Annotated in this window: 14 protein-coding genes and 1 tRNA gene; 11 read left to right on the top strand and 4 right to left on the bottom strand. The window is 60.6% G+C overall.

The annotated features are described in order from the left end of the window. The first annotated feature begins 2 nt into the window (after positions 1-2). On the top strand, positions 3-383 hold the full coding sequence (locus Q8M73_02340) for an antibiotic biosynthesis monooxygenase family protein (GenBank protein MDP2287388.1): 381 nt from the start codon (positions 3-5) through the stop codon (positions 381-383). Here Q8M73_02340 and Q8M73_02335 read toward each other — a convergent pair. Continuing rightward, the gene (locus tag Q8M73_02335; GenBank protein MDP2287387.1) at positions 380-1,645 is read right to left on the bottom strand and encodes a geranylgeranyl reductase family protein; all 1,266 of its coding nucleotides are present in this window, start codon (positions 1,643-1,645) and stop codon (positions 380-382) included. The two genes, Q8M73_02340 and Q8M73_02335, sit on opposite strands and share 4 nt — an antisense overlap. Before the next feature lie 87 nt (positions 1,646-1,732). Between Q8M73_02335 and Q8M73_02330 the strand changes: the two genes are divergently transcribed. Together Q8M73_02330 and Q8M73_02325 are read left to right on the top strand one after the other, a co-directional pair. Beyond that, a complete protein-coding gene (locus Q8M73_02330) occupies positions 1,733-2,212 on the top strand; it encodes a peroxiredoxin (GenBank protein MDP2287386.1) in 480 nt (159 codons plus the stop codon). A 28-nt stretch (positions 2,213-2,240) separates the two neighbouring features. Next, positions 2,241-2,879, top strand: a complete 639-nt coding sequence (locus Q8M73_02325) for an HNH endonuclease family protein (GenBank protein ID MDP2287385.1) — start codon at positions 2,241-2,243, stop codon at positions 2,877-2,879. A gap of 10 nt (positions 2,880-2,889) precedes the next feature. Here Q8M73_02325 and Q8M73_02320 read toward each other — a convergent pair whose 3' ends face one another. Beyond that, a complete protein-coding gene (locus Q8M73_02320) occupies positions 2,890-3,579 on the bottom strand; it encodes a 4'-phosphopantetheinyl transferase superfamily protein (GenBank protein MDP2287384.1) in 690 nt (229 codons plus the stop codon). A 157-nt stretch (positions 3,580-3,736) separates the two neighbouring features. On the opposite strand from Q8M73_02320, the gene Q8M73_02315 reads away from it, so the two are divergent. Together Q8M73_02315 and Q8M73_02310 are read left to right on the top strand one after the other, a co-directional pair. Continuing rightward, positions 3,737-4,546, top strand: a complete 810-nt coding sequence (locus Q8M73_02315; protein MDP2287383.1) for an SDR family NAD(P)-dependent oxidoreductase — start codon at positions 3,737-3,739, stop codon at positions 4,544-4,546. 46 nt (positions 4,547-4,592) lie between these two features. Beyond that, on the top strand, positions 4,593-5,780 hold the full coding sequence (locus tag Q8M73_02310) for a hypothetical protein (GenBank protein ID MDP2287382.1): 1,188 nt from the start codon (positions 4,593-4,595) through the stop codon (positions 5,778-5,780). Between the two features lie 7 nt (positions 5,781-5,787). On the opposite strand, the gene Q8M73_02305 is transcribed toward Q8M73_02310, so the two are convergent. Continuing rightward, on the bottom strand, positions 5,788-6,900 hold the full coding sequence (locus tag Q8M73_02305; protein MDP2287381.1) for an NlpC/P60 family protein: 1,113 nt from the start codon (positions 6,898-6,900) through the stop codon (positions 5,788-5,790). A gap of 90 nt (positions 6,901-6,990) precedes the next feature. Next, positions 6,991-7,077: transfer RNA gene (locus tag Q8M73_02300), tRNA-Leu, on the bottom strand. 95 nt (positions 7,078-7,172) lie between these two features. On the opposite strand from Q8M73_02300, the gene Q8M73_02295 reads away from it, so the two are divergent. From Q8M73_02295 to Q8M73_02270, 6 genes are all read left to right on the top strand, one after another. After that, a complete protein-coding gene (locus Q8M73_02295; GenBank protein ID MDP2287380.1) occupies positions 7,173-7,652 on the top strand; it encodes a polyketide cyclase in 480 nt (159 codons plus the stop codon). 113 nt (positions 7,653-7,765) lie between these two features. Continuing rightward, entirely contained in the window at positions 7,766-8,467 is a 702-nt protein-coding gene (locus Q8M73_02290) for a DUF3662 and FHA domain-containing protein (GenBank protein ID MDP2287379.1), read from the top strand. Positions 8,468-8,470: 3 nt separating this feature from the next. Beyond that, positions 8,471-8,950 carry an FHA domain-containing protein gene (locus Q8M73_02285; protein ID MDP2287378.1) on the top strand — a complete coding sequence of 160 codons (480 nt, stop codon included), beginning with the start codon at positions 8,471-8,473 and terminating at the stop codon, positions 8,948-8,950. A gap of 11 nt (positions 8,951-8,961) precedes the next feature. After that, on the top strand, positions 8,962-10,239 hold the full coding sequence (locus Q8M73_02280; GenBank protein MDP2287377.1) for a protein phosphatase 2C domain-containing protein: 1,278 nt from the start codon (positions 8,962-8,964) through the stop codon (positions 10,237-10,239). Further along, entirely contained in the window at positions 10,239-11,633 is a 1,395-nt protein-coding gene (locus Q8M73_02275) for an FtsW/RodA/SpoVE family cell cycle protein (GenBank protein MDP2287376.1), read from the top strand. The genes Q8M73_02280 and Q8M73_02275 overlap by 1 nt, the downstream gene beginning before the upstream one ends. Further along, positions 11,630-13,093, top strand: a complete 1,464-nt coding sequence (locus tag Q8M73_02270; GenBank protein ID MDP2287375.1) for a penicillin-binding protein 2 — start codon at positions 11,630-11,632, stop codon at positions 13,091-13,093. Before Q8M73_02275 ends, Q8M73_02270 begins: the two co-directional genes overlap by 4 nt. Positions 13,094-13,106 lie beyond the last annotated feature (13 nt).

Raw genomic sequence — 13,106 nt, 5'->3', positions numbered from 1 at the left:
CCATGGCCGGCAATGCCTCCGCGAATGCACCCGTCCAAGTGCTGCTGGCGGGTCGCACCGCATCCTTGATTCGGCTGACCTGCAAGCCAGGTTTGCGACCGGCACTGCTTGATGTGCTGAACAACTACCTGGATCGTCTTGGTGAAGAACCCGGCACGGAGATCTTCACCCTGTCTATTGATCCAGACAATGACGACTTGGTCTGGATGTATGAGGTCTTCGCCAACGAGGATGCCCAACGCGAGCACATGCAGGCGCCAGCCGTCGGAGAGATGCTGCCTCAGATGCAGGAGTTGCTCGATGGGCCACCGGCGGTCTTGCGCATGATGCCCTTGCGCTTGTCACTGCAGGAGACAGTGCTCAGCGACGAGTTCGAACTCTAGGAGAACGGCGGACGCGCGTCGATCCGAAGACTGGCCCGACCTGCGAGTCGCCAGACTCGTGCAGTTGCATCCCGATCCTCGTCGGTCACCAGGTTTCCCATCACGCGAAGAGCGATGGTCATGAGTCCTGTCGATCGCATACCCACTGGCCCCAGAGTCTTGATGAAACCAGGAACAGTGAGCAATCCCGCAAGCCGGCGGGCAATTGAGAAAGCGTTTCCGTAGCGAATGCTCAATTCGCCAGGCCAGATGTTGGAGTAGTCCAAAGTCGAATTGTCTTTGGTCTGTATAAGCATTTCGGCAACCAGGTGTCCGGTTTCCAAGCCATAGTCGATGCCCTCACCGTTAAGGGGGTTCACGCACCCGGCTGCATCACCGACAAGCATCCAGTTGCTTCCGGCGATATTGCTGACCGCCCCACCCATCGGCAACAGCGCAGACGAGAACTGCTTCAGCTCGCCGTCAAGCTTCCATTGCTCGCGCTGCTGATCGGTGTAGAGCTCAGTCAAGGCGCGCAGGTTGACGTCGGCCGGGCGCTTGGTTGTTGCCAAAGTCCCTACGCCGATGTTCACTTCGCCATCACCGAGCGGGAAGATCCAGCCATAGCCCGACAGCACCTCGTTTTGTTCGCCGCGCAACTCCAGATGCGATGAGATCCACTTGTCATCTGATCGTTCACTTCGAATGTAGGCGCGTCCAGCGACGCCATAGGCCGTCTGCTTGTGCCACTGGCGCCCAAGTCGACGCCCCAACTGAGACTTGGCACCGTCGGCCACGATCAATCTCCTGCATCGCACCACGCGACTGACCTTCTTGCCATCCTCCACGCAGGTGAACGTCACCGAAACAACGCGACCCGCATCGAGTTCAACATCAATGGCTCGATGTCCATCCAGGGGAATTGCTCCAGCCGCCAATGCGACCTGGCGAATGCGGGCATCCAGCTCGGTGCGAGGCACTGCGGATCCGTAGTCGGGCAAGGAGCCGCCAGGCCACGGCAGCATCAAGGTCTGCCCGAACCCGGCTGCCCGAAGTCCCAGATTGCGTGGCTGACCTTGCAGCCAATCGCCCAAGCCCAGCTCATTGAGTTCGTGGACGGCTCGTGGAGTCAGCCCATCTCCGCAGGTCTTGTCGCGGGGAAAGACCTGAGCATCGGCCAGCACCACGTCCAGGCCGCCGCGGGCGGCCCAAGCAGCTGCCGCTGCACCCGCTGGCCCAGCCCCGACGACAAGGACATCGGTGTCGGTTGGGAAAGAAGGCATTGGGTGATTCTCGCCGAAGGCATCACAGGTGATCTCCCGCGGGGGTTTCCACCCATGGTGGGCTCCTGCTCTCCTAGGCTCCCCCTCATGACAATTGCCGTGGGAGACAGCGTTCCCCAACTTGAGTTCATGATCATTCGCGAGGGGCGCGCGGCGTCGATCCCCAGCAGCGAGGTACTCGGCAGCGGACGCGTCGTGCTGTTTGCTGTGCCTGGAGCCTTCACGCCAGGCTGCTCAAAGATGCACCTGCCAAGTTACGTGCAGCGAGCCGATGAACTCTCGGCCAAGGGCGTGGACAGCATCGTGTGCGTCTCGGTGAATGACGCCTACGTCATGGATGCCTGGGGCAAGGAGCAGGGCGTTGGCGACCAGTTCGTGATGGCCGCAGATCCCCTTGGCGAATTCGCCAAGGCAGTGGGCATGGACGTCACAGTGCCTGCACTTGGCTTGCGCTCCAAGCGATACGCCATGGTCATCGAAAATGGAGTCGTCACCGAGTTCCTGCCTGAAGAGGACGGCTTCTCCGTACTTGCCAGCACGGCCGACTGCGTGCTCGACAAGCTCTAGTCAGGATCCGCATCGTTACGGTGCAGTCATGCGAAGTCCGATTGCCATTGCGCTCGCGGGCTTGCTCGCGGGAAGCGGCATAGCCTTTGCTACACCTGCGAGCGCCACAACCCAACTGGCACGGACTGTGCTGAACTCTCTGCCAGTCGCACCCGAACACCAGACCGGCTACGACCGATCGCTGTTCAGACATTGGATCAAGCAGCAGGGGTGCACCACCAGGCAGGACGTGTTCATTCGTCAACGCACAGCTGGCACCATCAATGGCTGCATTGTTGTTGATGGCCAATGGTTTTCTGCCTACGACGGCGTCGTGACCACCAACACTCGCGGCTTCGATATTGATCATCAAGTCCCTTTGAAAGAGGCGTGGGATTCTGGGGCTTGGCGGTGGAGCGCCGAAGAGCGCAAGGCTTTTGCCAATGACTTGGGGTACGCCAATTCTCTGAACGCCGTGAGTGCCTCATCGAATCGTTCGAAGGGGGAGCAGGATCCAGCGGAGTGGATGCCACCGCGAACAGCGGACACCTGTCGATACGCAAAGGCATGGGTCGGCGTGAAGTACCGCTGGCGACTGGCAGTGGATGTGCAAGAGAAGACGGCCTTGCAGGACATCCTGCGCACTTGTCCGGCAAGGATGGAGCTGCCACCGCTGGCCGCGTTGTGAATCAGCTGGTCTAGATGACGACGCAGACGCCAAGCACCAGGCCAGGCACATTCAGAAAATCCACTTTCAGCAACAGCTCCGGATCGTCCACGCAACTGACAAAGTGCGCCGTTGGACTGGCTGAAACAATGGGCCATCTGCGCAGATCGCCGCCAAGGCCAAGGCCAACGGCCTTTGATGCAGCCTCCTTGGCAACAACAGCCGTGAGCAGGGTCATCTGCTCATCAGCGACGAGCGCAGCCTCCGTTTCGGTCAGCACGCGGGCTACTGCAGGAGCCTGCCGACTGGAGCGCTCAACGTCCACGCCGACAGATTCGGCGCCCGAAACTGCGGCCACCATGACTCCGGGCGCATGCGCGAGGGACACCACGGGCAACTCGATGTGGCGTCCGTCTGCCCACGTAGCTTGAGGCGCTCCAGCCTCGGTACGGGTGATGATCAGCTCCTTGGCATCGACCTTCAGCTGATGCATCTCCAGCATCCAGGCGATCACCGCCTCTTTCAAGGCGATGCGGCCGAACAGCCACTCCATCCGGCGGGTCTGCTTGGCCTGCATCGACTCCCAGGCGGACAATTCCGAGGCCGTCAGCCATTTGTTGCCTCGGTCCTTCAGCATCTCCTCGGGGTAGGCCTTGAGCTCGTCTACGACCGTGACATGCACTCTGGCAAATGGCTCAACTACGCACACGTAGGTTGCCATCCGCGAAGAGTACGACGTTGAGGCGGGAAGGATCGGCGAATGACGCAGCTGCGACACACGCTCATGAACGATTGTTCAACGCCAGATTTCTGCCACCTGCACAAGCGCATCAGAATTTCAGTACCTTCGGCACTCATCGTTGCGAATTGGGGCACCCATGAAGGTTTGGTTCATCACCGGGACATCACGCGGATTCGGCTTCGTGTGGACTCAGGCGGCACTCGAGAGAGGCGACAAGGTAGTGGCCACCGCTCGGGACCTGGCACCACTGGAGCCGCTGGTGGCCAAGTACGGCGATGCAATTCTGCCCTTGCGACTGGATGTCTCTGACAAGGACGCGGTGTTCGAAGCAGTTGCGACCGGGCACGCGCATTTCGGACAACTCGATGTGGTCGTCAACAACGCCGGCTTCGGTCATATCGGCTATGTCGAGGAGTTGACCGAGGCGGAGATCCGTGCCCAGTTTGACACCAATGTCTTTGGCGTCATCTGGGTCACTCAGGCGGCGCTGCCGTTCCTGCGCGCTCAGGGATCGGGCCATCTCATCCAGGTCAGCAGCGCCAGTGGGCTGACGGCAGCCGGCGGCATGGGGCTGTACAGCGCATCGAAATGGGCCCTTGAAGGTCTGTCTGAAGCCCTCGCCCAGGAGGTGCGCAAGTTCGGCATCAGCGTGACGTTGATCGAACCGGGCGGATACGACACTGGTTTTGGCACTGCCGGTCGTCGTACTTCACAGATTCATCCCGACTACGTGGCTTCGCATGAAAAACTCGCCAAGCTGTTCGGCACCGCGGCCGGATCAGATGCCCATGACAGCATCGCTGCACTCTTTGCCGTTGTCGACGCCGAGAAGCCGCCAGTGCGATTGCTGCTTGGCAATCAGGCAGTCGACATCGTGACCGGCGCATACCAGCGTCGACTCAGTGACTGGAAGGCTTGGGAAGAAGTCTCCCGATCTGCTGGCTGAAGCATCGCTGTTTTGTTGCGCTCGTGAAGTAGGCCATGCTGGTCTCGTGAGTGGACGCCTGGTCATCATGGGTTCCGGTGAGAATGCCCCAGGCATGGTGAAGTTGCATCGCACCTTGTTTGCCAACCTTGGCGATGGCGCAAAAATGATGCTCGACACGCCTTTCGGCTTCCAGGTCAATGCCGATGACCTCTCATCGAAATATCAGCAGTACTTCGATGAGTCTGTTGGTCAGACCATTGAAATCGGTAAATGGCGACGCAAGGACGATCCCGTTCTTGATCGCGAGCGCACTCTTGCGCTCATCAATCGCTCCGACTGGGTCTTCGCCGGTCCGGGGAGTCCTTCATATGCGCTGCAGCATTGGCAGGACACCCCAATTCCGGGGGCCTTGGCCGAGGTCTTGACGCGCAACGGCACTCTGGTCATCGGAAGTGCAGCGGCGGCCACGATCGGCAGCTATGCCATTCCGGTCTATGAGATCTACAAAGTGGGACTGGACCCCTATTGGCTTCATGGACTCAACCTGCTGGGCACCGCAACCGGAATCCAAGCAGTTGTTGTTCCACACTTCGACAACCGCGAAGGCGGTCGACACGACACCAGTTGCTGCTACATCGGCCTTGAGCGACTCAAGACTCTTGAAGCCTTGCTGCCCGCCGGTATCGGAGTCATTGGTGTCGATGAGCACACCGCCGTGGTCATGGACCTGAACACCGACGAGATCTCTGTCTACGGGCCTGGCGGACTGACGCTACGCAATCGTGATGAACTCGAATTCATCGCCGCTGGCAGCACGACCACCGTCGATCACGTGCGTCACTTCTTCAAGAACCAACCAGTCAATGTCGCCGAGGCTCCCGAGTCGACAGCCACTTCCAGCAACGATCCCGCCCAGCGCTTCGCTGCACTACTGACTGAAGGCGACACTGATGGGGCCGCGGCGATTGCCCTTGAGGTTGAGTCCGAGCTCTTCAGTACCACGTCAATCCAGGCCCACGAGGCGCTTCGCTCGATGCTGGTGCAGTTGGCTGACACTGCTCGCAACGGTCTGGTTGACACCCGAGTCGTTCTGGAGCCGCTGGTGAATATCGCTCTGGAGGTTCGCCGACTCGCCCGCGAGAACAAGGACTACGCAATGAGTGACCTTGTGCGCGATTCACTGACCGACGCCGGCATCGAAGTGCGCGATACGCCAGACGGCATGGTCTGGGAGCAACTCGGCAAGCACTGAACTGGTCCTACATGACCCGTCCCACACCGCTGAAGCGTTCTCTGTACCAAGGTCCAAGGAAGTCGATGATCTCCACTCCATCAGAGGGATTGGAGGCGCTGACCATCTTCCCGTTGCCGATGTATATCGCCACATGATGCGCGCCTTTGCCAAAGTAGAAGACCAGGTCTCCTGGACGAATGTCGCTGACCGGCACCCGCCTGGTCTGGTCCCACTGCGTATAGCTGAGGGCGGTCAGTCCCACGCCGGCCTTGCCCCAGGCCGCCGCCGTCAGCTTCGAGCAGTCCCAGGAGCTCGGCGGGTCGGCGCTGAACGAGTACCGATCTCCCACCTGGGAGAGCGCGTACTTCACTGCAGTCTCACCCCGAGTGCCGCCAACAAATTCGCCCTCGGCCCGGGTGTCAGCACCTACCGATGACGGTCGCTGGTCGTTTCCGTCCTGCCGATCCCGTGCGTCCTGTGCGTCCTGCGCCTCCTGCTGGGCTCGAGCCGCAGCGATATCCCGAGCGCGCTCCTCCTGAGCAATGCGGGCCAGGCGCTGCCGGTCGGCTTCCTCCAGGCTGTCAAGCACTGCCTGTGCTTGCGCCACCCGAGCGTCCGATTCCGCCTTTGCCCGCGCCAACTCATCGCGAACTACCCTCGCGGCACTCTCCTGATCCGCGATCTGGGCCTGGGTCTGTGCAACACGCAGGCCTGTGGTCTTTGCGCGACGCATCTGGGCGATCTGCTTCTGCTGCAGTTGGGTGACAACGGCAGCCTGGTTGAGCAATGCAGTCGGATCATCGGCCATCAGGATCTCAAGAGTTGAGTCCAGGCCGCCGCTCATGTAGGCATCGCGTGCCAAGCGCTCCACGTTCGCGGCCGCGGCCTGATAGGCGGCAAGCTCACGATCCGCGCGCCTTTGCATTGCAGTCAAGCTCTTGGAAATACCGGACAGGCGCAACTGGGCCGCGCTAGCTCGCTCGGCCGCACCGGCGGCACTCATCTGCAGGTCTCGAACCTGCGCTCTGACCTGCTGCAGGCTGGGATCGGGGGCCGCCACGGAGTCTGGCAAGCCAGAAAGACCCAGGACTGTGACCACCGCGAGCGCGCCAAAAGCCGCCAATCGCCCGGTCCGCATGTTTCCATCATGCCTCGTGGAGCCAAAAAGTCAGCATCACGAAGAACGCCGCTAGCCCCTGACTGGGGTCGCCCATGGGAAACCATGGGGTGGTGCGCGAGGGGGGAGTTGAACCCCCACACCCTTTCGGGCACACGGACCTGAACCGTGCGCGTCTGCCTATTCCGCCACTCGCGCCTACCTTGCTTTGAAGCAAGCAGAGCGTACAGGGTCAATCAGGGCGCTAATCTCACAGTCCAGAGCCTGTCTGACCTGTATCTCCAAGGAGCACCGTGTCTGAAGCAACCCGCATGACCGTCACTCGAGTAATCCCGGCGTCAGCGGAGGTCATCTTCTCGCTGGTCACCTTGCCCTCCGGGCATGTAGCGATGGACGGTTCGGGCATGTTGATCTCGGCACCTGATGACAAGCCGCTGACCGCGGTGGGCGACACCTTCATCATCAACATGGACCGCGAGCCACTGGGGGACGTGCCCGAGATGGGCAAATACGACGTGCTCAACACGGTCACTGCCATCGAGCCGAATCGACTTCTGGAGTGGAGCGTGGGCACGGTTGGCCGTCCAGCATTCGGCCATTTCTACGGCATCTCGCTCACACCCATCAGCGATTCCGAGACCGAAGTCGCCAACTATGTCGACTGGGCCGCAATCCCTGAGAAGTACCGCGATCGCGTGACCTTTCCCGTTGTCCCCCAACACATGATGGAAGCCAGTTTGGCGCGATTGGAACAGGCGCTGCTTTCCGCCTGACGTACGAAGCATCTCTCACATGAGAGTGCGACTTCACGCGAAGTCGCGCCTCGGGGATTCCACAAGTATGCGAGGTACCATGCCAAGACGATTGTCGATCGAACGAGGTGTGTGTGGGGCTGCTTGCTCGGTTTGAGGACTCCCTCGACCGGATGGTCAATGGGGCGTTTGCGCGTGCCTTCAAAGCCGAGGTCCAACCGGTGGAGATCGCATCTGCATTGCAGCGTGAACTCGATGATCGTGCGGCGATCATGGACCGCAGCCGCACTGTCGTCCCAAATGTCTTCAACATCGAACTCTCCGGCCATGACTACACCCGCTTGGCAGTCTTTCGCGATGCTCTGCAAGGAGAGCTCATCACCTTGGTGCAGGGCTACGCCGCTGAACAGCGCTACACCCTGCTAGGCGGGGTTCACGTGACGATCTCCCAAGATGAGGACCTTGAGACGGGCATCTTCCGGGTGCGCAGTGAAGCGCGCGCTGAGGTTGCGGCTCAAAGTGGAAGCGCCGATCTGGACAGCACAGAAGGTGCAGCACTGGGCGGTCAACCTCGCCTGGAAGTCGGAAGAACGGCCTACCCGCTTGTCCGTGCGGTGACTCGCATTGGGCGCGGAGCCGATGTCGACATTCGGGTCGATGATCCTGGCGTTTCCCGGCACCACTGCGAGATCGTGATGGGCACTCCGCTGCGCGTCCGCGATCTCAATTCCACCAATGGCACCACTGTTGGTGGGCAACGCATCACCGAGCTTGAGCTGGCCGAGGGCACCGCTATTCAGGTGGGCTCCACCACCCTCGTGTTCCGGAGCCTGTGACCTGTGTCCGAGCTCGGACTCACCCTCGCAAGGCTTGCCTTTCTGGGACTGATGTGGCTGTTCGTGCTGACCACTGTGTTGGTCCTTCGACGAGATCTCAAGCAACCGGCTGAGGCTCGGCCCATAGCCCTTGGCCGCACCCCACGACCGCCACGCCCTGCCAAGGTTCCCAAGAACAAGGCAGCAAAAGTGCGTGGCTCAAAGTTGATCGTCACTGATGGAGCCCTCAGCGGCACTGTCATCCCACTTGGCACTGCCGATGTGACCATCGGGCGCGCTCCTGATTCAACAGTCGTTGTCGAAGACGACTACGCCTCCAGTCGTCACACTCGCGTCTTCGTCATAGATGGCGTCTGGATGGTTGAGGATCTCGGCTCGACCAACGGCACCTGGATTGATCGCACTCGCATCACAAGCGCCACGGCTCTGCCCGTTGGAGTTCCCTTGCGCGTGGGCCGAACTACCTTGCAATTGCAGAAGTAGCGGAGCAGCCAATGCAACTGCGCTACGCGGCTCGATCCGATGTTGGACTAGTACGTCCTGGAAATGAGGACTCCGGCTATGCGGGCCCAAGCCTGCTCGTCATTGCTGACGGTATGGGTGGCCACGCCGCCGGTGAGCTGGCTTCAGCCACCGCCGTAGCGATTCTCGCCGAACTCGACGCGACCCCTCCGTCCGATCCGGTCACCGCATTGGCTGACGCTGTTGATCGCATCGGCAACTCGATCGTCGAGCTCGTGCGGCACGACACTGAGGTTGAGGGCATGGGCACCACTGTCACTGCCTTGTATTGGCTCGGCGCTCGGCTTGCAGTCGTGCACGTAGGCGACTCACGCGCCTATCTCCTGCGCGATGGCGAGCTGAGCCAGCTCACACACGACCACACGTATGTGCAGACACTCGTTGACGCCGGACGCATCTCGGAGGAGGAGGCCGCAACACACCCCCGCCGTTCACTGCTAATGCGGGCACTTGATGGTGTGAATCCGGTTGAGGCTGATCTCTCCGTGCGCGAAGCGCGGGCTGGCGATCGCTATCTGCTGTGCTCGGACGGGCTCTCGGGTGTCATGAGCAACGAGGAAATTGGACTGCTGCTAGCCGAGGGGGAGCCCACCGGTTGTGTCACCCGACTGGTCGACCGCGCGCTGGAGTATGGCGCACCGGACAACGTCACCGTCGTCGTCGCCGATGTCATTGATTACGACCTTGACATTGCTGACTCAACGATTCTTCCTGTCGTTGTCGGCGCAGCCGGTGAATTACGCGTGCGCGAACGCCTTCCCCATGTGGAGTTTCCCCTCGATGCCGAACCAGATCCCGAAAACGTCGCGATCGCCAGAGCACGCGCTGCGGCTGCCACTCCCGAGAACGCCTTGCAGGTGCGAAAGCGCGAGGTGCGACGGCGTCGTTCACTGCAGTGGATACTCAGCATCATCGCGATTCTCGCAGTCGTCGCTGTCAGCGTCTTTGCCGGCCGCAGCTGGTTGCAGCATCAGTGGTACGTCAGCGTGTACGGCAACCCCGGCACCGGAACTGTGGCTGTCTACAACGGGATTCCTGGCTCAGCACTTGGGTTCTCACTGTCTCGAGTCACGACCGACAGCCAAGTCGCAGTTGGCACGCTGCCACTGTTTGATCAGGAATTGGTCAGCAAGGGCATTCCTGCCGCAGACGAGAATGACGCAGCTCGCATCACCAGAGAACTCGCTCAACGCGCGGCTGAATGCCAGGCCGAGACTCCCGCGGTAGGTTGCCCAGGAACTCCGAACTGATGGCATTTCTGAATGTGCCAACTCGGCAGCCCACACGCCGTACGACTGAGCTTCTGCTGATCATTGGCGCGTGGGCCCTTGGGGTAATTGCCGCAGTTCAGATTGGTTGGGCCACCGGCGAGGGCATGACTGTTCCGATGTGGATCACCGTCAGCATCGTCGGTGTGCTGGCGATCGCCATGCACATCGTGGTGCGCTTGAGGGCAAGCTACGCGGATCCGATACTCCTGCCCATTGCAACCTTGCTGACTGTGCTCGGCCTAGTGATGATCTATCGCATTGACGTTGCTGCAGCACAGCGCGCCGAACGCAACGATGCGCCCGCGCCCACCCCTGATGTTTATGCGCAACTGACGTGGTTCGCAGTAGCGGTAGTGCTCTTCATCGCGACCATCATTTTGCTCAGGGACCACCGCAGGCTCCAGCGCTTCACCTTCACCTTCGGTCTGCTCGGTCTTGTCGCACTCGTGTTACCTCTGGTGCCAGTGATCGGCAACACCGTCAATGGCGCAACACTGTGGGTGCGCGTCCTTGGATTGTCCTTCCAGCCAGCCGAGGCCGCGAAGATCCTGCTGACGATCTTCTTCGCCGGCTACTTGGTCATGAAGCGCGACTCACTGGCCTTGGTGCGCACCAAGATCTTCGGCATCGGCTTTCCCCGACCCAAGGATCTGGGTCCGATCATGGTGGCCTGGCTGGTGTCCCTGGCGGTTCTGGTCTTCGAGCGCGACCTCGGCACTTCCCTTTTGTTCTTTGGACTGTTCGTCTTCATGCTCTACATCGCCACGCAGCGGCGTTCCTGGCTGATCCTCGGTGCGACGCTGTTTGTATTCGGCGCCACGGCCGCGTACTTCGCCTTCGGGCATGTTCGCAATCGTGTGGACATTTGGTGGGATCCGTGGGGCGATGCCAACAACACTGGCTACCAGCTCGTGCAGTCGCTGTACGGACTGGCAAGTGGTGGCATGTTCGGCAGCGGCCTGGGTCAGGGCTACCCCGACTTCGTGCCCTTTGCCAACACTGACTTCATCATCGCTGCCATTGGCGAGGAACTGGGCTGGACCGGGCTTGTCGTGCTACTTCTGCTGTACGCAATTCTCGTTGAGCGCGGCATTCGCACCGCCATTGCTGTGCGCGACTCCTTTGGCCAGTTGCTTGCCGTCGGACTGTCGCTGACCTTGGCCCTGCAGGTGTTCGTCATCGCCGGGGGTGTGACGCGATTGATTCCTCTGACCGGGCTGACGACTCCATTCCTGTCCTACGGCGGATCCTCACTTGTTGCCAACTGGGTCATCGTGGCGTTGTTGATTCGGATTTCGGATCGTGCTCGACGACCTGACGTGTATGTCCCTGGCGTTGACGAGGCCTTGACCCAGGTGGTGCGGAAAGTATGAATCGCCCCATCCGCCGCGTAAGCGCGGTGCTGGCACTGCTGTTGCTTGCACTCGTCGTCAACATCACGATCATCCAGGTATTCCGAGCCGCCGATTATCGGGACCGCCCCGGCAATCAACGCCAACTGCTCGCTCAATACGACCGCGAGCGCGGCCCGATCCTGGTGGCTGCTGATCCCGCTGCGCGTTCAGTCGAGACTGGTGACACCCTTCGATACAAGCGCGTCTACTCCAATGGACCGCTGTATGCACCCATCACAGGCTTCTACTCGCTCGTCTATGGTGCGACGGGGCTGGAGCGCACTGAGAACCGAATCCTCAATGGCAGCTCAGACTTGCTCTTTGTCGATCGCACCAAGCAACTGTTCGCCGGCCGCCAGATTCAAGGCGGCGCTGTCACGACGACGATCAACAGTCGAGCGCAGGTGGCCGCCTTCAAGGGTCTGGGCAGCAAGACTGGCGCTGTTGTGGCGATCGAGCCTTCAACTGGTCGGATTCTGGCGTCTGCGCAATCTCCGTCCTTCGATCCGAATCTGTTGTCCTCTCACAATCCCGCTGAGATTCGCGCCTACTACGAGAAGCTCACCGCTGATCCGAGGAAGCCACTGCTGAATCGCCCACTCGTTGCGCTGAATCCGCCTGGTTCAACCTTCAAGCTCGTGGTTACCGCCGCCGCCCTCGCCTCAGGTAAGTACACCGCCAATTCAATTCTGCCCGGACCGGCCTCCTACCGCTTGCCGAACTCCACCAAGGAACTGCAGAACTGGCAGGGCCGCGCATGCAGCCCCAGTGGCTTCCTCACCTTGGAGCGGGCGCTCGCCGTCTCCTGCAACACCGCCTTCGCGTATCTGGGCAACCAACTCGGGGATGATGCCTTGCGCGCCCAAGCGCAGAGCATGGGCTTTGATTCAAGCTTTGAGATACCTCTGCGCGCAGCACGCTCCACTTTCCCTGAGGATCCCGACGCTCCACAGACCGCCTTGAGCTCCATCGGACAGTTCGAAGTTCGCGCAACGGCGTTGCAGATGGCCATGGTTGCCTCAGCCATCGGCAACAAGGGCGTGCTGATGAACCCCTACCTTGTGCAGCAGATCCGAGGTCCTGACCTTTCGATCCTGCAGACGACTCTTCCGTCGGTATTCCGGCAAGCCATGACTCCGCAGAACGCCGCATCAGAGACGGCGATGATGGTCAACGTCGTGGACAACGGAACCGGCTCCAATGCTCAGATCCCTGGCATAGATGTGGCGGGCAAGACCGGGACCGCACAAACCGGAAATGCACGACCGTCTGTCGCATGGTTCGTGGCATTTGCTCCCGCAAACAATCCTCAGGTCGCTGTCGCAGTCATGATCGAGGAAGCCGGAACGGCAGAGATCAGTGGAAACGGTCTCGCAGCGCCAATTGCAAAGAGGGTCATCGAAGCGGTGCTGCTGGATTCAAAGACCAACCTGAGATAGTTGGACTTAAGTA

This window comes from Actinomycetota bacterium, assembly GCA_030684515.1.
Taxonomy (GTDB): domain Bacteria; phylum Actinomycetota; class Actinomycetes; order S36-B12; family S36-B12; genus UBA11398.
The sequence above is the reverse complement of the archived record's forward strand: the minus strand, read 5'-3'. Positions and strand labels throughout refer to the sequence as shown.